Origin of the sequence: Inquilinus sp. (assembly GCF_039594555.1) — a bacterium.
Lineage (GTDB): Bacteria > Pseudomonadota > Alphaproteobacteria > DSM-16000 > Inquilinaceae > Inquilinus.
In genome coordinates this window covers 1-20,904 of sequence record NZ_JBCNNF010000032.1, presented here as the reverse complement: position 1 = coordinate 20,904, position 20,904 = coordinate 1, and the positions used below count along the sequence as shown (strand labels likewise).

Annotated in this window: 15 protein-coding genes and 1 pseudogene; 8 read left to right on the top strand and 8 right to left on the bottom strand. The window is 70.6% G+C overall.

Annotated elements, in window-relative coordinates:
• The gene (locus tag ABDW35_RS05680; RefSeq protein ID WP_343712884.1) at nucleotides 1–765 is read left to right on the top strand and encodes an SDR family oxidoreductase; all 765 of its coding nucleotides are present in this window, start codon (nucleotides 1–3) and stop codon (nucleotides 763–765) included.
• 157 nt (nucleotides 766–922) lie between these two features.
• Here the strand turns inward: ABDW35_RS05680 and ABDW35_RS05675 are convergent, their stop codons facing one another.
• From ABDW35_RS05675 to ABDW35_RS05650, 6 genes are all read right to left on the bottom strand, one after another.
• Nucleotides 923–2,656, bottom strand: a complete 1,734-nt coding sequence (locus ABDW35_RS05675) for a M14 family zinc carboxypeptidase (protein ID WP_343712883.1) — start codon at nucleotides 2,654–2,656, stop codon at nucleotides 923–925.
• Nucleotides 2,657–2,659: 3 nt separating this feature from the next.
• On the bottom strand, nucleotides 2,660–3,511 hold the full coding sequence (locus ABDW35_RS05670) for an ABC transporter permease (RefSeq protein ID WP_343712882.1): 852 nt from the start codon (nucleotides 3,509–3,511) through the stop codon (nucleotides 2,660–2,662).
• Between the two features lie 3 nt (nucleotides 3,512–3,514).
• Complete coding sequence (locus ABDW35_RS05665) at nucleotides 3,515–4,438, bottom strand: ABC transporter permease (RefSeq protein WP_343712881.1); 924 nt, start codon at nucleotides 4,436–4,438, stop codon at nucleotides 3,515–3,517.
• On the bottom strand, nucleotides 4,435–5,898 hold the full coding sequence (locus ABDW35_RS05660) for an ABC transporter substrate-binding protein (protein WP_343712880.1): 1,464 nt from the start codon (nucleotides 5,896–5,898) through the stop codon (nucleotides 4,435–4,437). Before ABDW35_RS05660 ends, ABDW35_RS05665 begins: the two co-directional genes overlap by 4 nt.
• Nucleotides 5,899–6,149: 251 nt before the next feature.
• Entirely contained in the window at nucleotides 6,150–8,027 is a 1,878-nt protein-coding gene (locus ABDW35_RS05655) for an ABC transporter ATP-binding protein (protein WP_343712879.1), read from the bottom strand.
• Between the two features lie 100 nt (nucleotides 8,028–8,127).
• Complete coding sequence (locus ABDW35_RS05650) at nucleotides 8,128–8,748, bottom strand: TetR/AcrR family transcriptional regulator (protein WP_343712878.1); 621 nt, start codon at nucleotides 8,746–8,748, stop codon at nucleotides 8,128–8,130.
• Nucleotides 8,749–8,849: 101 nt separating this feature from the next.
• Here ABDW35_RS05650 and ABDW35_RS05645 point away from each other — a divergent pair, with 101 nt between their 5' ends.
• A complete protein-coding gene (locus ABDW35_RS05645; RefSeq protein WP_343712877.1) occupies nucleotides 8,850–9,590 on the top strand; it encodes a 3-oxoacyl-ACP reductase family protein in 741 nt (246 codons plus the stop codon).
• Nucleotides 9,591–9,619: 29 nt separating this feature from the next.
• On the opposite strand, the gene ABDW35_RS05640 is transcribed toward ABDW35_RS05645, so the two are convergent.
• On the bottom strand, nucleotides 9,620–10,822 hold the full coding sequence (locus tag ABDW35_RS05640) for a multidrug effflux MFS transporter (protein WP_343712876.1): 1,203 nt from the start codon (nucleotides 10,820–10,822) through the stop codon (nucleotides 9,620–9,622).
• 166 nt (nucleotides 10,823–10,988) lie between these two features.
• On the opposite strand from ABDW35_RS05640, the gene ABDW35_RS05635 reads away from it, so the two are divergent.
• From ABDW35_RS05635 to ABDW35_RS05610, 6 genes are all read left to right on the top strand, one after another.
• A complete protein-coding gene (locus ABDW35_RS05635; protein ID WP_343712875.1) occupies nucleotides 10,989–11,657 on the top strand; it encodes a TetR/AcrR family transcriptional regulator in 669 nt (222 codons plus the stop codon).
• Between the two features lie 283 nt (nucleotides 11,658–11,940).
• Nucleotides 11,941–13,059, top strand: a complete 1,119-nt coding sequence (locus ABDW35_RS05630) for an oxidoreductase (protein ID WP_343712874.1) — start codon at nucleotides 11,941–11,943, stop codon at nucleotides 13,057–13,059.
• A 43-nt stretch (nucleotides 13,060–13,102) separates the two neighbouring features.
• Nucleotides 13,103–15,445 carry a penicillin acylase family protein gene (locus ABDW35_RS05625; RefSeq protein WP_343712873.1) on the top strand — a complete coding sequence of 781 codons (2,343 nt, stop codon included), beginning with the start codon at nucleotides 13,103–13,105 and terminating at the stop codon, nucleotides 15,443–15,445.
• A 260-nt stretch (nucleotides 15,446–15,705) separates the two neighbouring features.
• Entirely contained in the window at nucleotides 15,706–16,542 is an 837-nt protein-coding gene (locus ABDW35_RS05620; protein WP_343712872.1) for an FAD binding domain-containing protein, read from the top strand.
• Between the two features lies 1 nt (nucleotide 16,543).
• Nucleotides 16,544–19,309 (top strand): molybdopterin cofactor-binding domain-containing protein, encoded by a 2,766-nt coding sequence (locus ABDW35_RS05615; RefSeq protein ID WP_343712871.1) that lies wholly within the window; start codon nucleotides 16,544–16,546, stop codon nucleotides 19,307–19,309.
• Nucleotide 19,310: 1 nt separating this feature from the next.
• On the top strand, nucleotides 19,311–20,567 hold the full coding sequence (locus ABDW35_RS05610; RefSeq protein WP_343712870.1) for a 6-hydroxynicotinate reductase: 1,257 nt from the start codon (nucleotides 19,311–19,313) through the stop codon (nucleotides 20,565–20,567).
• On the opposite strand, the pseudogene ABDW35_RS05605 reads toward ABDW35_RS05610, so the two are convergent.
• Nucleotides 20,558–20,904 (bottom strand): annotated as a pseudogene (locus ABDW35_RS05605) (D-alanine--D-alanine ligase); the annotation flags it as partial. The gene ABDW35_RS05610 and the pseudogene ABDW35_RS05605 sit on opposite strands and share 10 nt — an antisense overlap.

Below are 20,904 nucleotides of genomic sequence, written 5' to 3'. Positions count from 1 at the left end.
ATGAGCGCATTGGCGGGCAAGGTGGCTATCATCGCCGGCGCCAGCTCCGGCATCGGCCGGGCGGCCGCGGTGCTGTTCGCGCGCGAGGGCGCGGCCGTGGTGGCCGGGGCGCGGCGGCCGGCGGAGCTCGACTTGCTGGTGGCCGAGATCGAGGCCGCGGGCGGCCGGGCCGCGGCGCTGGCCGGCGACGTCACCGACGAGGGGTACGCCCCGGCGCTGGTGGCGCTGGCGGAGGAGCGGTTCGGCGGGCTGGACGTCGCCTTCAACAATGCCGGCATGGTCGGGCCGATGGCGCCGACGCCGGAGGTATCGCCCGCGGCCTGGCGGCAGACGGTCGAGACCAATCTGACCAGCGGCTTCCTGGCGGCGCGGCACCAGATCCCGGCGATGCTGCGGCGCGGCGGCGGGTCGCTGATCTTCACCTCGACCTTCGTCGGTTACACGGTCGGCTTCCCCGGCGTCGCCGCCTATGCCGCCAGCAAGGCCGGGCTGATCGGGCTGGTGCAGGCGCTGGCGGTGGAGTTCGGCGGCCGGGGCGTCCGCGTCAATGCGCTGCTGCCGGGCGGCACCGAGACGGAGATGTACCGGGAGTTCGCCAAGACCCAGGCGGAGCGCGACTTCATCACCGGCCTGTACCCGATGAAGCGGCTGGCGACTCCGGAGGAGATGGCGCGGTCGGCGCTGTATCTGGCGTCCGACGCCTCCAGCTTCACCACCGGCACGGCGCTGCTGGTGGATGGCGGGGTGTCGATCACGCGGACGTGAGAGGCCGGAGCCAGCCCCCTCACCCTCCCGCCGCCAACGCGGCGGGCCCCTCCCTCTCCCCGAGGAGAGGGAAACTTCACCTCTCCCCCGGGGAGAGGTCGAAATCGCATCGCGATTTCGGGTGAGGGGGTGGCTCCGGCCCCTCAGTCCGAGCGCACTAGGCCACCACCCCCGCATGGTGCTCGACCGCGGCCAGCACCGTCTCCATCTGCACCTGGTGGCCCAGGGCGAAGCGGTCGCCGTAGATGGTCTCGTCCGGGTATTCGGTGATCAGGGTCAGCGGCGGCACGTGGCGCTCGTCCGCACCGATCAGGCAGGGGATGCCGTTGATCACGGTGAACGGCCCGGCCCCGGCATGGGCGCCATAGGCGGCGAGCTGCATCCGGTTCAGCTCCAGCAGCGGCTCGATCCGGGCCAGGCGGCGGGTGATCGCCTCGATCAGCGCCATGCCGGGCTCCGCCCAGTCCGGATGGTGGCGCAGGATCAGGAAGAAGCCCTTCGGGATGGTCCACATCTCGAAGCCGCGCGGCAGGTAGCCGGTGAAGGGCCGGGTCCATTCATGCGCCGGATAGCCGTGCAGGTTGACATGCAGCTGCGCCCCGGTGCGGGCGATCGACTCGCTGCGCGCCGCGCGCTCGTAGAGCCCGTCCCCCTCCCGGTACTCCAGGTCGTCGCCCAGCGCGGTGTAGCGGGCGGCGTGGTGCATGTGCCGCGGATTGTCCAAGCACAGGCGCCGGTGCAGGGCATAGCCGTCCGGGTTCTCCAGCGGGATCAGGGCGAGATGGTGCTCCGGGTCCTGCAGCAGCTGCTGCGCGGCACGCAGGGCGCCGACCGGGCCGGTGGTCTCGTTGGCGTGCTGGCCGCCGGTGACCACGACGGCGGGGCGCGACCCCGGCCGGATCAGCCCCGGTACCGCCCGCCCCTGCCGCGACCGGGCCTCGATCGGATGGCCGCCGAGCGCTGCCAGCTCGCGATGCACCTGCTCGATCGACAGCGGCGCCTCGGCCGTGTCCAGAACCTGAACCGGCCAGTCGCCGGGCTCGCCGGACACGTCGAACGGCATGGTCTCGACCCGCACCCGGGGAGCGCCGGAAGGCGAGCGGATCTCCGGCACGATCTGGCCCGGCTGCAACCGGCGGTCGCCGGCCGGGCGGCCGGAATGGCGCTGAAATACTTCGAGCAGGGTGAAGTACAGGTCCTCGTGCAGCGCCTCGTGCAGGCTGACGGCCTCCTCATGGAAGGGCAGCGTCCGCTCGATCGCCGGCGCCTCGACCGTGATCGACAGCCGCTCGAAATAGGGCTCGTCGCCACCCCAGGGGTGGCCCTTCACGGCCTCGACCGCGGCGTGGAACAGGCCCTCGACCTCGGTCTCCAGCCGCTCGTCCCGCTCGCCGTCGGGCCGGCCGGTGACGCGCAGCCAGCCGGTCGGCGACAGGCAGGCGGCGCCGAGATGGTCGGTGCCGAGGTGGTTCGGGGCGAACACCTCCGACGTCGCCATCCGGCCATCCTGGTATGTGAGCGCCACGCGGTAGCGCAGCGTCTCGTCGCCCGGCTCGAAGCGCAGCTCGACCCCGTCCAGCAGCGGCTGCAGCGGATACGCCTCCAGCAGGAAGCGGTCGGGCGCGGCGGCGGGGTGGACCGGGTAGCGGATGACAGCGGTGGCCAGCCCCTCGGTCTCGATCTCCTCCAGGAAGGCGTGCAGCAGCGGCTTGTAGGCGCTGCGCAGCCGGGCCGAGACGCCGGCCGAGGCCAGCGCCGTCTCGGCCTCGCGCCGCGCGGCCTCGTCCTCGAACAGCCAGGCCTCCACCGCCGCGCCGTGATGGCCGTCGGACAGGTCGCGCAGCAGGGCGTCGAGGGTCCGCGGCGCCTCTTGGTCGAGGAGAAGGGTCATGGGTCAGGGCTTTCCGGTCGGGTCGAGGACGTCGCGCAGCCAGTCGCCGAGCAGGTTCAGGCCGAGCACGGTGAGCATGATGGCGAGGCCGGGGAAGACGCTGATCCACCAGGCCGTCTGCACATAGGTGCGGCCGTCGGCCAGCATGCCGCCCCAGCTGGGGATCAGCGGGTCGACGCCGAGGCCGAGGAAGGTCAGGCTGCTTTCCAGCAGGATGTTGTTGGCCACGTTCAGCGTCATCAGGATGACGATCGGCCCCAGCACGTTGGGCAGCAGGTGGTCGAGGATGATGCGGTGGTCGCGCACGCCGATCGCCGCGGCGGCCTGCACGAATTCCCGCTCGCGCAGCGACAGCACCGAGCCGCGGACGAGGCGGGCGTACTGCACCCATTGCGAGACGATCATGAAGAAGATCACCCGGTCGAGGCCGCCGCCAAGGATGGCGATGAAGGTCAGCGCGATCAGGATGAAGGGCAGCGCCTGCTGCACGTCGGCGCAGCGCATCAGGATCATGTCCCAGAGGCCGCGGTAATAGCCGGCGACCAGCCCGGCCAGCGTGCCCAGCACCACGGCGCCGGCGACAGACGCGAATCCCACGGTCAGCGAGATGCCGCCGCCCGTCACCACCCGGGCCAGCACGTCGCGGCCGACCGGGTCGGTGCCGAGCGGATGCGCCCAGGACTGGAACGGCGGCAGCAGCCGGGCGGTCAGGTCGAAGCCCTCGCCGCCGTCGGGGAACAGGAGGCCGGCGCACAGCACCGCCAGCACCATCACCCCGGTCAGCACGGCGCCGAGGATGAACTCCAGGTTGCGCAGGCGGCGCGACCAGGGGCGGCTGTCTTCGACGATCGCCATCGGCTATTCGGTCCGGATGCGCGGATCGACCAGCCCGTAGGCGATGTCGACCGCGAGGTTGATGACGACGATCAGGATCGCCAGCACCGTGATCACCGCCTGCAGCACCGGATAGTCGCGCGCGGCGATGGCGTCGAAGGCCAGCGACCCCATGCCGGGCCAGGCGAAGACCTGCTCGACCACGACGATGCCGCCGACCAAGCCGCCGAACTGCAGCCCGATATAGGTGATCAGCGGGATGGCGCAGTTGCGCAGCGCGTGCTTGTACAGCACCACCCGCTCGCGCAGGCCCTTGCTGCGCGCCACCATCACATACTGCGCCGACAGCGTCTCCAGCATCGCGGTGCGCACCAGCCGGACATTGGTGGCGGTGAGGATGATCGCCATGGTGGCGGCCGGCATCACCAGGCTGGCGGCGCCCTCCATCCCGCTCGGCGGCAGCCAGCCGAGGGCGATCGAGAAGACCAGCACCATCATCATGGCAAGCCAGAAATTCGGGAAGGACAGCCCGACCAGCGACAGGATGCGGATCGCCTGGTCGACCGCCCGTCCCTTGTGCACGGCGGCGTGGATGCCGAGCGGGATCGACAGCACGATCGAGGCCAGCAGCGAGACGAAGGCCAGCAGCAGCGTCGCCGGCAAGGCGCGTCCGACCAGCAGGGTGACCGGAGTGTTGCCGAGGAAGCTGCGGCCGAGATCGCCGCTCAGCAGCCCCTGCAGGAAGCCGAGATACTGGACCAGGAACGGCCGGTCGAGGCCGAGGGCGATGCGGATCCTCTGCAGGTCCTCCTCGGTCACGCTGCCGGCGCCCTGGGCCAGCATGATCGCCGGGTCGCCGGTCAGCCGGATGGCCCAGGAGACCAGCAGCGTCACCACCAGCACCACGAACACCGCGAGCGCCACCCGCCTGGCGACGAAGCCGATCATTCGACCGTCGCGTCGACGAAGCGCATCCGCTCGTCGGAGGGCAGCTGGGCGTTCTGCACCCGCTTGCTGACGCCGTAGATGGTGTTCGAGTTGTACAGCGGCAGCTCCATCGCCTTGTCGGCGACATAGCCGGCGACCGCCTGCAACGTCTTCTCGCGCTCGGCCGGGTCGTAGGTCTTGCGCTGCGCCTCCAGCATCGCGTCCAGCTCGGGGATGCTGTCGTACGGGTTCCACTTCTCACCGGTGTGGTACATCAGATAGGCGGTGTTGTCGTAGTCGAAGGTCCAGCCGCCCCAACCCTCCTGGAACAGCGGGCCGGTCTTGCCGTTCGGCACGATGTCGTTGAGGAAGACATTGCTCTCATAAGGCTTCAGCGTCGCCTTGAAGCCGACCATTTGCAGATAGCCGGCCACCGCCTGCAGCACTTCGCGCAGGGTGGCGTTGTCGCCACGGAAGTCGAGCTGCAGCGGCGTGCCTGGCTTCACCCCGGCCTGGGCCAGCAGGGCCTTGGCGCCGGCCGGGTCGAAGGGCAGCGGCTTCAGGTCGGGCGGATAGCCGAAGGACAGCCGGCTCTGGAAGCTGACGATCGGCTCGGCTTGGCCGGCCAGCACGGTCTTGACGATGGTGTCGCGATCCACCGCCATGATGATCGCCTTGCGGACCTCCTCCTTCGCCGTCAGCGGGTCCTTGGTGTTGAAGCGCATGGCGTAGACGGTCGGGCCAGGCACGCTAACGATCTGCAGCTTCGGGTCCTGCGAGATCACCGGCACCTGGGCGACCTCGATCTGGGTCGCGACGTCGACGCGGCCGGCCTGCAGCTCGGCCACCCGGGTCGAGGATTCGGCGATGAAGCGATAGACCAACTTGTCGATCTTCGGCGCGCCGCCCCAGTAGTTGGGGTTGGCCTCCAGCGTCAGGCTGACCTTCGGCTCATAGGCCACGACCTTGAACGGGCCGGTGCCGATCGGCGCGCTGTTGAAGGCGTCGTCGCCCTTCTCGGCGATGTATTTCGGCGGCACGATCATGGCGCCGTAGCCGGCCAGCTTGGTCAGCAGCACCGGGTCCGGCCGCTTCATCACGAAGTCGACCGTGTGGTCGTCGACCACCGCGACATGGTCGATCGAATTGTAGTTCGACTGCTGCGGTCCCTTGGCGCCCTCGGCGCCGAGCAGCCGGTCGAAGGTGAACTTCACCGCCGCGGCGTCGAAGGCCTCGCCGTTCTGGAAGGTCACGCCCTGGCGCAGATGGAAGCGGATGCGGTTGGCGTCGTCCAGGAACTCCCAGCTCGTCGCCAGGCCGGGCACCAGCTTGAGGTCGGGCCCGCGCATCACCAGCCCGTCGAAGATCTGGCTGCCGACCGAGCCCCAGGCGACCAGGAAGGTGTCGATCGGGTCCCAGCTGCCGGGGTCCTGCCGCAGCGCCACGGTCAGCGTTCCCGCCGCCTGGGCCTGGGAGGCCACGGCCGGCAGCAGCGCCGCCGCCAGGGCCAGTCCGAGAGCGTGCCTACCGATGAACCTGGGAATCCGACTGAGAACAGTTGATTTACACTTTAAATTGTCATGCCCGGGCTTGACCCGGGCATCCAGAGAGCGTCGACACCCTCTGGATTGCCGGGTCAAGCCCGGCAATGACAAAAGGGAAAAAGCGTTCGTTTCAGCAGCCTTGGCTCTTGGATCGTTCATCATCGCCTTCCCTGTTTTGTGATGGCGGCTCATGCCTCGACCGCCGCGAAATGATTGGGTCCGACCGGAAGCAGCCGGTGGATCGCCGGTTCGTCGCCGACGGCGCGCACCGGGCTCGGGATCTCGCCCTCCAGCGCCGGGCGGTTCCCCGCCCGCTCCGGATCGGCCACCGGCACCGCCGCCAGCAGCCGCTTCGTGTAGGGGTGCCGCGGTGTCTCGAACACCGCCCGGCGCGGTCCGATCTCGACAATCTGGCCGAGATACATCACCGCGACCCGGTGGCTGATCTTCTCCACCACCGCCATGTCGTGGGTGATGAAGAGATAGGACAGCCGCTGCCGCGCCTGCAGCTCCATCAAGAGGTCGACGATCTGGGCCTGGATCGAGACGTCGAGGGCGGAGACGGATTCGTCGGCGATGATCAGCCTGGGATCGCTGGCCAGGGCCCGGGCGATGCAGATGCGCTGGCGCTGGCCGCCGGAGAACTCGTGCGGGTAGCGGCCGGCCCGGGCCGGCGGCAGGCCCACCCGCTCCATCAGCTCATGCATCCGTCTTGTCACCGCCGCGCGGCCCTGCGCCAGCCCGTGGGTGACGATCGGCTCGGCGATCGAGAAGCCCACCTTCTTGCGCGGGTCCAGCGCGGCGAAGGGGTCCTGGAACACATACTGGATCTTCTGGCGCAGCCGCCGCCGCTCGGCCGCCCCCATGGCTAGAACGTCCTGGCCCTCGAAGCGGATGCTGCCCGAGGTCGGCTTCACCAGCTGCTGCAGGGTCTTGCCGATGGTCGACTTGCCGCTGCCCGATTCCCCGACCAGGGCCAGCGTCTCGCCGGGGTACAGCTCGAAGTTCACCTCCTCCACCGCATGGACGCGATGGGTGACGCGGCCGAGCATGGTCTTCTTCACGTCGAAGCGCGTGGTCAGCCGGTCGACCGACAGCAGCGGCGCGGACGTGTCGGCGGTGTCCTGCACCCGGATCTCGCCGATACTGCGCGGCGTGTCGCCGTCCAGCACGATCAGCGGCGTGCGCTTCGGCAGGTCCTCGCCGGCCAGGCTGCCCAGCCGCGGCACCGCCGACAGCAGCGCGCGGGTGTAGGGGTGCCGCGGCGCCCGGAAGATCTCGCGCACCGGCGCCTGCTCGACCTTGCGGCCGCGCCACATCACCAGCACCTCGTCCGCCATCTCCGCCACCACCCCCATGTCGTGGGTGATGAACAGCACGGCCATGCCGAGGTCGCGCTGCAGCTCGCGGATCAGGGTCAGGATCTGGGCCTGGATGGTGACGTCCAGCGCCGTGGTCGGCTCATCGGCGATCAAGAGGCGCGGCCGGCAGCACAGCGCCATCGCGATCATCACCCGCTGACGCATGCCGCCAGACAGCTGGTGCGGGTAGCGGTCCAGCATCGCCCCGGCATCCGGCAGCCGCACCCGTCGCAGCAGCGCCTCCGCCTCCCGCCGCGCCTCGCGCAGGCTCAGGCGCTGGTGCAGGACCAGCGCCTCGACGATCTGGTTGCCGATGGTGAAGACAGGGTTCAGCGACGTCATCGGCTCCTGGAAGATCATCGCGATGTCGTTGCCGCGGATCTGCCGCAGCCGGTCCTCCGGCGCCTGCACCAGGTCGACCGGCGCCCCCTCCCCCGGCCGGAACCGGATCGATCCGCCGGCGATGGCGCCGCCGACATGCCGCACCAGCCGCATCACCGACAGCGCCGTGACCGACTTGCCGGAGCCGGATTCGCCGACGATGGCCAGCGTCCGGCCGGGGGCCAGGTCGAAGCTCAGCGACTGCACGGCCGCGAACGGGCCTGAGGGCGTGTCGAAGCCGACGGTGAGATCCCGCACCGAGAGCAGGGCGTCGGACTCCGCGCCCGGCCGTGGCGCGTCGAGGGTGTCGACAAGGCCGGTCACGGGCTGATCGCCGGCGCGCGTCCGTTCACCCTGCCCTGCCCCATGCCAGCCTCTGTCCGGAGATTCGACGGCGAACTGTCGAAGCCCCGCCGCCGCCCTGTCAACCCGCTCTTCGCCGCGGTGCCGTCAGCGCGTCCCAGCCGGCCATGGCGCTGTCGACCACGGCCTGCAGCGCCGGGCAATCGGCGCCGTTGCGGGCCTGGATGGTCAGGCCGTTCAGCACCGTGGCGAAATAGGCGGCGATGGCCTGGGTGTCGGCGCCCGGCGGCACGTCGCCCTCGGCCACGCCGCGGTCCAGCCGCGCCTTGATCTGCGCCACCGACCGCCGCCCGGCCGCCTGCAGATAGTCGCGCACCTCCGGGCTGGCCGGGCTGCCGACGGCCGAGGCCAGCACGATCATGCAGCCCGGCGGCCGGTCCGGCGCGGTGTAGGCCACCGCATTCTCGCGCAGCATCGCCTCGACGCCGGCCCGCGCCGTCGGCCCGTCCTGCAGCGAGCGGGAGGCCGAGCCGCCCTCGCCCGCCTCGTAGAGCTCCAGCGCCTCGCGGAACAGCGCCTCCTTGCAGCCGAAGGCGGCGTACAGGCTGGGCGAGTTGATGCCCATGGCGGCGGTGAGGTCGGTCATCGACGCGCCGTCATAGCCGCGCGCCCAGAACACCTCCATCGCCCGGCGCAGCGCGGCGGCCCGGTCGAAGCTGCGGGGACGGCCCCGTTCGGCCATCGCGGATCCTTTCTGTGTCAACCAATACATAAACCGCTGGACAGGCGCCGGCAAGTCGGATACGGATTTATGTATCGATCAACACATAAATGGAGAGACCCATGTCCGGATTGTCGGGAAAAGTCGCGCTGGTCACCGGCGGCAGCCGCGGCATCGGCGCCGCGATCGCGGAGCGGCTGGCGCGGGATGGCGCCGATGTGGCGGTGACTTATGCCGCCTCGCCTGAAAAGGCGCAGGCCCTGGTCGGGCGGATCGAGGCGGCGGGCCGGCGCGGCCTGGCGATCGCCGCCGACGCCACCGACGGCCGCGCGGTGCAGGCGGCGGTGGAGCGGACCGTGGCCGAGCTGGGCCGGATCGACATCCTGGTCAACAATGCCGGCGTCTTCCCCTACGGCCCGTTCGAGGAGGTGACCGAGGAGGAACTGGACCGCGTCCTGGCGATCCATGTCCGCTCCAGCTTCCTGGCGGCGCAGGCGGCGGCCCGGCACATGGGCCAGGGCGGCCGCATCATCTCGATCGGGTCGTGCCTGGCCGACTATGCCGGCGCGGCGAACATGACGCTCTACGTCATGACCAAGGCGGCGCTGACCGGGCTGACCCGCGGCCTGGCGCGGGACCTGGGACCGCGCGGCATCACCGCCAACATCATCCATCCCGGCCCGACCGACACCGACATGAACCCTGCAGACGGACCGCATGCGGACGGCCAGCGCCAGCACATCGCGCTCGGCCATTACGGCGAGGCGTCGGACATTGCCGCCATGGCCGCGCATCTCGCCGGGGAAGGCGGGCGCTGGATCACCGGCGCGTCCATCGCAGTGGACGGCGGAATCAACGCGTAAGAGGAAGGCCCGCCCCTCGGGCGGGCCGCCTATTGCGCCGGGACCTCGGCCGGGCGCTCGCGGCCCAGCGTCGCCTGGGCCAGGGCGAAGGCGATGACGGCGCAGCCGGTGATGCCCGCCACCATCGGCAGCGAGGTGCCGTCGAAGAACGGGCCGATCACCGCGATCACCACCGCGCCGGTGACGAATTGCAGCGTGCCCATCAAGGCCGAGGCGGTGCCGGCGACGGCGCCGTGATTCTCCAGCGCCAGCACCGAGGTGGTCGGGATGACGAGGCCGAGGAAGCCGTAGCCGATGAACAGCAGCGCGGTCAGCACCGCCAGCTGGTCGACTCCGGCCGCGGTCACGGCCAGCAGCACCACCATGGCGGCGGCATAGCCGGTGACGGCGATCCGCACGATCCGGCCCAGGCCGAAGCGGCCGGCCAGCCAGCCGGTGCATTGCGACACGCCGATGAAGGACACGGCGTTGATCGAGAAGAACACGCTGTAGAGCCGCGGCGACAGGCCGTAATGCTCGATCAGGATGAAGGAGGAGTTGGCGAGGTAGGCGAAGAAGCTGGCGATGCCGAAGGCGCCGATGAAGGTCAGCCCCAGGAACTGCCAGTCGGTCAGCAGCGAGCGGTAGGCCCGCAGCGCGCCGAGGATGCTGCTGTCGACGCGATGGTGCCGCGGCCGCGTCTCGGTCAGGAACAAGGTCAGCATGACGATGCCGAGCGCGGCCAGCACCGTCACCACCCAGAACACGCCGCGCCAGCCCGCCGCCTCGATCACGAAGCTGCCGCCCAGAGGCGCCAGGATCGGCGAGACGCTGAACACCAGCATCAGCAGCGACATCAGCCGCGCCGCCTCGGTGCCGGTGTGCAGGTCGCGCACCACGGCCCGCGGAATGACCATGCCGGCGCAGGCGCCGAGGCCCTGGACGAAGCGGAAGGCGACCAGCGTCTCGATGTCCGGCGCGAAGGCGCAGCCGATGCTGGCGGCGACGAAGACGGCGAGGCCGAGATACAGCGGCAGCTTGCGCCCGAACATGTCGGAGAGCGGGCCGAACACCAGCTGGCCGACGCCGAGCGAGATGAAGAAGGCCATCAGGCTGGCCTGCACCGCCTCGGTCCCCGCCCCCAGGCTGCGGCCGATCTCCGGCAGCGCCGGCAGGTACATGTCGATCGCGAACGGCCCGATGGCTGTGAGCAGGCCGAGCACGATCGCGTAGCGGAGCAGCGACGAGGACATGAGCGGTCTTCCGGATGGGAGGCCGGCGGACGGAGATGGGTCCGGGCGGATGACGAGCGCGAGGCGCATGTCGCCCTTTGCGGGCGCTCGCTGCGACTCTCTGTCCAAAACTTTGGACAGTATTGTCCAAATCGTCAAGCCCCCTTAAGCTGGGGCGATGCGGGAGTTGGAACAGATCGGGCGGCCGACGCCGCCCCGGCGCGGCCAGGTCGCCAAGCATGCCTCGGTGCTGGACGCGGCCACGGCGGTGTTCTGCCGCGATGGCTTCGCCGGCGCCAGCATCGACCTGATCGCGGCCGAGGCCGGGGTGTCACGCCAGACCATCTACAACCACCATGGCGACAAGGAGGCGTTGTTCATCGCCGTGGTGCGGGAGATGACCGAGCGCTGCAACGCCGGCCTGTTCCAGACCCTGACCACCTTCCCCGACCAGCCGCGCGACCTGGAGGCGGAGATGGCCGCCTTCGCCGGCCGGCTGGTGCGCAACTGCCTGTACAACCGTGACGGCGGCGCGCTGCGAAAGCTGATCCAGACCGAGGGCGAGCGCTATCCCGGGCTGTTCGCGGCGTGGCGCGAGCACGGGCCCGGCACCGCCTGGGCCGCGATCGCGGCCCGCTTCGCCCGGCTGGCCCATGCCGGATACCTGCGGATCGAGGATCCGGACCTGGCTGCGCGCCAGTTCCTGGCCCTGATCCATGCCGATTTCCACATCCCGTACATGCTGGGCACCAAGCCGACGGAGGCGGAGGTCGACACCGGCGTCGCCAACGCCGTGCGCACCTTCCTGCGCGCCTTCGGCCCGGCCGCTCCGGCGCATCAGGCGAGGCCGAACTGAACTGCCCGCGGGATCCGGTTTTTTCTTATCTGTCATTGCCGGGCTTGACCCGGCAATCCAGGGCCACCGAGAGCGGCTCTTGAAAGCCCCTGGATCCTCGGGTCAAGCCCGAGGATGACAATGAATTGGAGTATCAAGCTGGAGCGAAGTGGCCCCCGAGAGCCCATATTCGGTTGGATCAGCCCTGCGCCGATGGCTGGTGCGGATCGAATGATCTGACATAACATCCCGTCCGACACCGCCGACCACCCGTCCCTTCCCGTCACCGATCGAGCGATCGCCCATGACCGCATCCGCTCTCTTCTCGCCGCTCGCCCTCGGCCCTCTCACGCTGCCCAACCGGATCGTGATCGCGCCGATGTGCCAGTATTCCGCCGATGACGGCTGCGCCAGCGACTGGCACATCCAGCATTGGATGACCCTCGCCATGTCCGGCGCCGCGCTGGTGGTGGTGGAGGCGACCGGCGTCGAGCGCCGGGGCCGCATCACCCATGGCTGCCTGGGCCTGTATTCCGACGCCAATGAGCGGGCGATCGCCCGTGCCCTGGCCGCAGCCCGCGCCGTGGCCCTGCCCGGCACCCGCTTCGGCATCCAGCTGGCCCATGCCGGACGCAAGGCGTCGACCCAGCGTCCCTGGGAAGGCGGCCGCCCCCTCGGCCCCGACCAGGATCCGTGGCCGACCGTCGCCCCCTCCGCCATCGCCTTCGACAATGGCTGGCACACGCCGGAGGCGCTGGACGAGGCCGGGCTGGAGCGGGTGAAGGCCGCCTTCGTCGCCGCGGCCCGGCGCGCCGTGCGGCTGGGCTTCGACGCCATCGAGCTGCACATGGCGCACGGCTATCTGTTCCACAGCTTCCTGTCGCCGCTGTCGAACCAGCGCGACGACCGCTGGGGCGGCGATGCCGAGCGGCGGCGTGCCTTCCCGCTGGCGGTGGCGGCGGCGGTGCGCGAGGTGGTGCCGGCCGGCACCGCGCTGGGCGTCCGCGTCAGCGCCTCGGAATGGGTCGAGGGCGGCTTCGAGGTCGGGGAGGCCGCGGTTCTGGCCGCCGAGCTGAAGGCCCTGGGCTACGACTTCCTCTGCGCCAGCTCCGGCGGCAACGCCGCCCATGCGCGCATTCCGGTCGGCCCCGGCTACCAGGTGCCGCTGGCCCGCGAGATCCGGGAGAAGAGCGGCCTGACCACCCGCGCCGTCGGCATGATCGTCGACCCGCACCAGGCCGAGGGCATCATCGCCCGCGGCGATGCCGACCAGGTGGCGCTGGCCCGCGCCGTGCTGGACGATCCGCGCTGGGGTTGGCATGCGGCCGAGACGCTGGGGGCCGAGTTGACCCTGCCGCCGCAATATGCCCGCGCCGGGGCGAAGACCTGGCCCGGCCGCAAGCTGCTGCAAGCCGCGGAATAACCGCGCGGCCCAAGACAAAGAGACGAGAGGAGCCCGGGACGACATGACCGACACCCTTGCCGTTCCGGGCCTCTCCGCCCCCGCCGAGATCCTGGTCGACCGCTGGGGCATCCCGCACCTGACGGCGGCGAGCCAGGACGACCTGTTCTTCCTGCAGGGCTTCAACGCCGCCCGTGACCGGCTGTGGCAGATCGACCTGTGGCGCAAGCGCGGCCTGGGCCTGCTGGCTGCCGATTTCGGCCCCGGCTACCTGGCGCAGGACATCGCCAGCCGGCACTTCCTCTATCGCGGCGACATGACGGCGGAATGGGCCGCCTATGCCGAGGATGCGCAGGCGATCTGCACCCGCTTCGCCGCCGGCATCAACGCCTATGTCGATCTGGTCGAGCGCGAGCCGGAGCGGCTGCCGCCGGAGTTCCGGCTGTTCGGCACCCGGCCGGCGCGCTGGCGGGCGGAGGATGTGGTCCGCATCCGCAGCCACGGCCTGACCCGCAATGCGCTGTCGGAGCTGGCGCGCGCCCATGTGCTGGCCGGGGCCGACGCCGCCACCGACCGCCTGCGCAAGATGGTCGAGCCGCCGGTCGAGGTCGCGCCGGCGCCGGGCTTCGACCCGGAAGCAGTGCCGCCGGACGCGCTGCAACTGTTCCGCCTGGCCATGGCGCCGGTGACCTTCCCGCCCGACCGCCTGGCCGCGACGCTGGCGGAGGCGCCACTGTGGCGGGTGGCCACCGATCTCGGCGAGGTGCTGCGGGCGCAGGAGTTCGAGGGGTCGAACAACTGGGCGGTGCACGGCAGCCGCACCGAGACCGGCCGGCCGATCCTGGCCACCGACCCGCACCGCACCCATGCCGTGCCGTCGCTGCGCTACCTGGTGCACCTGACCGCGCCGGGCTTCGACGCGATCGGCGCCGGCGAGCCGAGCGTGCCGGGCATCATGATGGGCCACAACGGCACCGCCGCCTTCAGCCTGACCATCTTCGGCGCCGACCAGGAGGATGTGTATCTCTATGAGACCCGGCCGGACGATCCGGACTCCTATCGCTACGGCGAGGGCTGGGAGCGGATGCGGACGGTGGAGGAGCGCTTCGCGGTCAAGGGCGCGCCGGAGCAGGTCCGCATCCTGCGCTTCACCCGGCACGGGCCGGTGGTGCATGCCGACCCGGCCCGGCACAGCGCGGTGGCGATCCGCTCGGTGTGGTTCGAGCCGGGCTCGGCCGCCTATCTCGCCAGCCTGTCCGGCATGCGCAGCCGCAATCTCGACCAGTTCCGCGCGGCGATGCGGCGCTGGGGCACGCCCTCGGTGAACCAGGTCTATGCCGATACGTCCGGCACCATCGCCTGGCTGCCGGCCGGCCATGTGCCGCGGCGACCGAACTGGCGCGGCCTGGCGCCGGTGCCGGGCGACGGCAGCCATGAATGGGACGGCATGATGGACCCGGCGCTGATGCCGCTGCGCGCCGACCCGCCGGAGGGCTTCGTCGCCACCGCCAATGAGCTGAACCTGCCGCCGGACTGGCCGCATGACGAGCGGCCGGTCGGCTTCGAATGGCTGGAGGCCAGCCGCGCCATGCGCATCCGCGAGGTGCTGGCTGGGCAGGACCGCCACGGCCTCGCCGATTCCCGGGCACTGCAGGCCGACACGGCATCCGTCCCCGCACGGCGGATGCAGCGCCTGCTGGCGCCGCTGGAGGCACGCGATGCCGACGCCCCCCGCGGGCTGGACCTGCTGCGCAACTGGGACGCGCGGCTCGACGCCGGCTCCGCCGCCGCGGCGCTGTTCGAGCTGTGGTGGACCAAGCATCTGAAGCCGGCGCTGTTCGCGCGGCTGGCGCCCGACCCGGCGATCCGCCGGCTGCTGGCGCCGGGCGACGTCGCCGGCATCCTGGCGGCGCTGGAGGCTCCGGACGCCCGCTTCGGCGCCGATCCCGCTGCGTCCCGCGACGCGCTGCTGCTGCAAACCCTGGCCGAGGCCGTGCGGGACGTGTCCCGGCGCCTGGGCGACGAGTCGTCTTCCTGGCGCTGGGGCGACCTGCATCACGGCTATTTCGAGCATCCGGCCAGCGCCGTGGCGCCGGATCGCCGCGGCACGCTCGATGTCGGCCCGCTGCCGAAGGGCGGCAGCGGCTCCACCGTCATGCACGCCGCCTACCGGCCGGACGACTTCCGGGTGACGCATGGCGCGTCTGTGCGCATTGTCATGGATGTCGGCGACTGGGACCGCAGCACCTGCATCAACACCCCCGGCCAGTCCGGCGACCCGCGCTCGCCGCATTACCGCGACCTCGCCCCCCTCTGGGCCCGCGGCGAGCAGGTGCCCCTGCTCTACAGCCGCGCGGCGGTGGAGGCAGCGGCGGAGCGGAGGATAAAGCTGGTGCCGCTTCCGTAAGCTCCGCCTAGCGGCTGTTTTTCTCTGTCATTGCCGGGCTTGACCCGGCAATCCAGAAGGTCTCGACGCTCTCTGGATGCCCGGGTCAAGCCCGGGCATGACATAAAGGGGCAAGATTCGCCTCATCCAATCGCCGCCATCACAAACCGATCCCGCCTTGACAGGGCTCATGGCGCGGATGAAGATCGTTTGTATACGAACGAAATGGCCGCCGGAGAACGGCGGGTCGTCGGAACAGGATCAGGCCAGGGAGTTCCCTCATGTATCTCCGGCCAAGCACGCTGGATGAGGCGGTGGCGGCGCTCGCGGCGCCGGGCGGCCGCATCCTGGCGGGCGGAACGGACATCTTTCCGGCGGCGGGAGACCGGCCGCTGGCCGGGCCGATCATCGACATCTCGCGGCTGGCGGAGCTGGACGGCATCGTCCTCGGCGACGACCGCATCCGCATCGGCGCCCGCACCAGCTGGAGCAGCATCATCGCCGCGCCGCTGCCGCGCTGCTTCGACGCGCTGAAGGCCGCCGCGCGCGAGGTCGGCTCCGTCCAGATCCAGAACCTCGGCACCATCGCCGGCAACCTGTGCAACGCCTCCCCCGCCGCCGACGGCGTGCCGCCGCTGCTGGCGCTGGATGCCCAGGTGGAGCTGGGCTCGCGGGCCGGCAGCCGTACCCTGCCGCTGTCCGACTTCATCTCCGGCAACCGCCGCACCGCCCGGCGCGACGACGAGATAGTGACCGCGGTGACCGTGCCGCGGACCATCGATGCCGGCGCCTCGGCCTTCCTCAAGCTCGGCGCCCGCCGCTATCTCGTGATCTCCATCGCCATGGTGGCGGCGGTGGTCGAGGCGGGGCCGGACGGACGGGTCGCCGAAGCGCGGGTCGCGGTCGGCGCCTGCTCCGCCGTCGCGCAACGATTGACGGCACTGGAGCAGGAGCTGGTTGGCGCCCCGGCGCGGCCCGGCCTCGGCGCGCTGACCCGGCCGGAGCATCTGGCGCCCCTGTCGCCGATCGACGATGTCCGCGCCGGCGCGGCCTACCGCCTGGATGCGGCCCTGACCCTGGTGCGCCGCGCGCTCGATGCGTGTGCGGCGGAGATCTGAGATGCTGGATTCCCGCCCTGTGCTCGGCTTCACCCTGAACGGTCGCCCGGTGCAGGTGCCGGCCGACCCCGCCGGCCGGCTGACCCGGCTGCTGCGCGACGATCTCGGCCTGACCGGCACCAAGGTCGGCTGCGACGCCGGCGATTGCGGCGCCTGCACCGTGCTGCTGGACGACGCCCCGGTCTGCGGCTGCCTGGTCGCCGCCGGCCAGGTCGAGGGCCGCCGGGTCACCACCATCGAGGGGCTGCCGGCGCAGTCGGCCACGGCGTCGCGGTTGCAATCCGCCTTCCTGCGCCACGGCGCCGCCCAGTGCGGCATCTGCACCCCCGGCATGCTGGTGGCCGCCGCCGCCCTGCTGGATCGCAATCCAGAACCCGAAGAGGCCGAGGTGATGGACGCGATCGGCGGCGTGCTGTGCCGCTGCACCGGCTATCGCAAGATCGTCGCCGCCATCCTCGACGCCCGGACCGAGCCTGTCGCGGCGGAAGCGCCCGAGGCCGGCCGCGCCGTCGGCGCCCGGATCGACCGGCTGGACGGCCGCCGCAAGGTCGAGGGCCGCGACGTGTTCGGGGCCGACGAGACCCCGTCCGGCGCCCTGTCGCTGCGCGCCATCCGCAGCCCGCATCACCGCGCCCGCTTCGCCTTCGGCGACCTCGACGGTTTCGTCGCCGCCCATCCCGGCGTCGTCCGCGTGTTCATCGCCAGGGACGTGCCGGGCGAGAACCGCTTCGGCGTCATCGGCCCCTTCGCCGACCAGCCCGCCTTCGCCGAGGCCGAGGCCCGGTTCCGCGGCGAGGCGGTGGCGGCGGTGGTCGGCGAGAGCTGGGCGATCGAATCCCTCGACCTGTCGGAGTTCCCGGTCACCTGGGAGCCCCTGCCCGCCCACACCACCATCGACGCCGCGCTGGCGCCCGGCGCCGACCTGGTCCATCCCGACCGCGCCGGCAATATCCTGGTGCGCGGCCGCGTCGTCCGCGGCGATGCCGAGGCGGCGCTGGCGGCGGCGGATGTCGTGGTCGAGGGCGAGTTCGAGACCGGCTTCGTCGAGCACGCCTATATCGAGCCCGAGGCCGGCTTCGCCCGCCGGGTCGGCGACCGGATCGAGATCCAGGCCTGCACACAGGCGCCCTATATGGACCGGGACGACGTCGCGAAGATCCTCGGGATCGCGCCGGAGGCGGTGCGGATCATCCCGACCGCGGTCGGCGGCGGCTTCGGCTCCAAGCTCGACCTGTCGCTGCAGCCCTTCGTCGCGATTGCGGCCTGGCATCTGAACCGGCCGGTGCGGATGGTCTATTCCCGCACCGAATCGATCATGACCACGACCAAACGTCACCCGTCGCGGATGCGCGTCCGGGTCGGTGCGACGAGGGACGGCAAGCTGGCGGCGATGGATTTCGCCGGCGACTTCAACACCGGCGCCTATTCCTCCTGGGGCCCGACCGTGGCCAACCGGGTGCCGGTGCATGCCTCCGGCCCCTACTACATGCCCCACTACCAGGCCCTGACGCGCGCGGTGCACACGCATTTGGTGCCGGCCGGCGCCTTCCGCGGCTTCGGCGTGCCCCAGGCCGGGGTGGCGCAGGAGCAGCTCTACGACCAGTTGGCCGACCGTCTGGGCATCGACCGGCTGGAGTTCCGCATCGACAATGCCCTGCGCCCCGATCAGCCGACCGTGACCGGCCAGGTGCTGGGCGAAGGCACCGGCATTCGCGCCTGCCTGGAATCGCTGCGGCCGCATTGGCGCCGGGCGCGGGACGAGGCGGCGGCCTTCAACCGGGCCACCACCGGCCCGCTGCGCCGCGGCGCCGGCGTCGCCGGCATGTGGTATGGCTGCGGCAACACCTCACTGCCCAATCCGTCGACCATCCGCGTCGGGCTGAAGCCGGACGGGCGGATCGCCCTGCACCAGGGCGCGGTCGATATCGGCCAGGGCTCCAACACCGTCGTCACCCAGATCTGCGCCGACGCGCTGGGCGCGCCGATCGGGCGCTTCGACCTGGTCTCGGCCGACACCGACCTGACGCCCGACTGCGGCAAGACCTCGGCCTCGCGCCAGACCTTCGTCACCGGCAAGGCGGCCGAGCTGGCGGGGCGCGACCTGCGCCGCGCCCTGCTGCGCCTGGCCAATGCCGGCGAGGGCGCCGCCATCGCCTTCGCCTTCGCTGACGGCCGGGTGACGGTGACCGAGGGCGAGCATGCCCGCAGCCTCGATCTCGCCGCGCTGCCGCAGGACGAGCGCGGCTATGTCCTGGCCGCGGAGGCCACCTTCGACCCGCCGACCAGCCCGCTGGATGCGGACGGCCAGGGCGTGCCCTATGCCGTCTACGGCTTCGGCGCCCATATGGCGGAGGTCGAGGTCGACATCGAGCTCGGCACCGTCCGGGTGCTGAAGATCACCGCGGCGCATGATGTCGGCCGGGCGATCAACCCGACCCTGGTCGAGGGCCAGATCGAGGGCGGCGCCGCCCAGGGCCTCGGCCTGGCGCTGATGGAGGAGTTCCATCCCGGCCGCGGCGAGAACCTGCACGACTACCTGATCCCGTCGGCCGGCGACATGCCGCCGGTGGAATCGATCCTGATCGAGGATGCCGCCCCGGTCGGCCCGTTCGGCGCCAAGGGCATCGGGGAGCAGGCGCTGATCCCGACCGCCCCCGCCATCCTGAACGCCATCCACGACGCCACCGGCGTGCGCATCCGCCGGGTGCCGGCGACGCCGGACCGCGTCCGCGCCGCGATCCTGGCGGCGCAGCAGAATCGAGACTGACATGTCCCAGCCGACCGAGAAGACCGAGGACGGCCGCATCCGCTGCGATGCCTGCCCGGTGATGTGCTACATCAAGCCCAGCGCCGCCGGGGCCTGCGACCGCTATGCCAACCATGACGGCACGCTGGTCCGGGTTGACCCGCATGTGGTGCTGGACCGCACGCTGCAGCAGGGCGGCAGCGTGGTGCCGTTCAACCGCGGCGGCGGCGACTGGGACGGCAAGCTGGTGCGCGGGCCGGAGACCTTCGTCACCGCGATCGGCGCCGGCACCACCTATCCCGACTACAAGCCGGCCCCCTTCATCGTCTCGGCCGAGGTCGACGGCGTCGACATGGTCACGGTGGTGACCGAGGGCATCTTCAGCTACTGCGGCGTGAAGGTGAAGATCGACACCGACCGCCATCTGGGGCCCGAGCGCAGCCTGGTGCGGGCCCAGGGCGAGCCGGTCGGCCATGTCACCACCGGCGAATACGGCTCGCAGATGCTGTCGCTGGGCGGCGTGCACCACCTGACCGGCGGCAGCAAGAAGGAGGGCCGCATCACCTGCGACACCCTCTTGGAGCTGAGCAACGGCCGCGCGGTCGAGCTGACCATCGACGACGGCGCCACCGTGATCGTGCAGGCCGGCAGGCCGCCGATCGTCAACGGCGGGATGGAAGAGCGGATGCGGGTCGGATGCGGCTCCGCCACCATCGGCATGTTCGCCAAGCAGTGGCACGGCAAGGTCGACGAGGTGGTGGTGGTCGACGACCACATCACCGGCGTGCTGTCGGAGCACCAGGCCGGCAAGCTGCTGGGCATCCCCGACACCGGCATCCACATGAAGGGCCGCCGCTCCACCCCCGGCCGCTACTTCCAGGTGGCGCAGCCCGGCACCGGCTGGGGCGGCACCGACATCTCCGACCCGCTGTCGATCCTGGGGCCGTTCGACCCGAAGAAGGCGCGGCCCGGCCTGACCATGCTGATGGTCAGCACCACCGGCGAGCATTTCGCCTACTACGTGCTGGATGACGAGCTGAAGCCGGTGCAGCACGAGCTGCCGGCGGCGCTGCAGCAGTCGATCGCGCGGATCGAGGAGAATTGCGAGCCGGCGCTGTGCACTGTGCTGTTCATGGGCGGCGCCGGCGGCTCGCTGCGCTCCGGCGTCACCGAGAACCCGGTGCGGCTGACCCGATCGGTGAAGCATCCATTTAAAAATGAAATCGTAAATTCACGACCAGTAATCCATTTTTCTGCCATGACCACTGCATCGTGCTGAGTTGCTTTTTCAATTGCTGCCGCAAAATCTTCTGCTTTCTCAACCTTACTCATGCCTACGCTTGAACCTTCATGCACAGGCTTAATAATGACTGGTAGACCCAATTCTGCAATAACTGAATCGAGGTCAGTTTCTTTGGTAATAATTCGATATGGTGCTGTAGGTAAATCACTACCTTGCCAGATTTGCTTGGTTTTAACTTTATCCATACCAATGGCAGAACCTTGTACACCAGTTCCTGTATATGGAATATTCAACCACTCAAGCACACCTTGGATCTGACCATCTTCACCGCCACGACCATGCAATACAATAAATGCGCGATCATAGTTTACAA

What these genes read in the sequence shown, in the direction of transcription:
- ABDW35_RS05680 (WP_343712884.1), top strand. Translation starts at nt 1, where the DNA reads ATGAGCGCATTGGCGGGCAAGGTGGCTATCATCGCCGGCGCCAGCTCC.
- ABDW35_RS05675 (WP_343712883.1), bottom strand. Translation starts at nt 2,656, where the DNA reads ATGACCCTTCTCCTCGACCAAGAGGCGCCGCGGACCCTCGACGCCCTG.
- ABDW35_RS05670 (WP_343712882.1), bottom strand. Translation starts at nt 3,511, where the DNA reads ATGGCGATCGTCGAAGACAGCCGCCCCTGGTCGCGCCGCCTGCGCAAC.
- ABDW35_RS05665 (WP_343712881.1), bottom strand. Translation starts at nt 4,438, where the DNA reads ATGATCGGCTTCGTCGCCAGGCGGGTGGCGCTCGCGGTGTTCGTGGTG.
- ABDW35_RS05650 (WP_343712878.1), bottom strand. Translation starts at nt 8,748, where the DNA reads ATGGCCGAACGGGGCCGTCCCCGCAGCTTCGACCGGGCCGCCGCGCTG.
- ABDW35_RS05645 (WP_343712877.1), top strand. Translation starts at nt 8,850, where the DNA reads ATGTCCGGATTGTCGGGAAAAGTCGCGCTGGTCACCGGCGGCAGCCGC.
- ABDW35_RS05640 (WP_343712876.1), bottom strand. Translation starts at nt 10,822, where the DNA reads ATGTCCTCGTCGCTGCTCCGCTACGCGATCGTGCTCGGCCTGCTCACA.
- ABDW35_RS05630 (WP_343712874.1), top strand. Translation starts at nt 11,941, where the DNA reads ATGACCGCATCCGCTCTCTTCTCGCCGCTCGCCCTCGGCCCTCTCACG.
- ABDW35_RS05625 (WP_343712873.1), top strand. Translation starts at nt 13,103, where the DNA reads ATGACCGACACCCTTGCCGTTCCGGGCCTCTCCGCCCCCGCCGAGATC.
- ABDW35_RS05620 (WP_343712872.1), top strand. Translation starts at nt 15,706, where the DNA reads ATGTATCTCCGGCCAAGCACGCTGGATGAGGCGGTGGCGGCGCTCGCG.
- ABDW35_RS05615 (WP_343712871.1), top strand. Translation starts at nt 16,544, where the DNA reads ATGCTGGATTCCCGCCCTGTGCTCGGCTTCACCCTGAACGGTCGCCCG.
- ABDW35_RS05610 (WP_343712870.1), top strand. Translation starts at nt 19,311, where the DNA reads ATGTCCCAGCCGACCGAGAAGACCGAGGACGGCCGCATCCGCTGCGAT.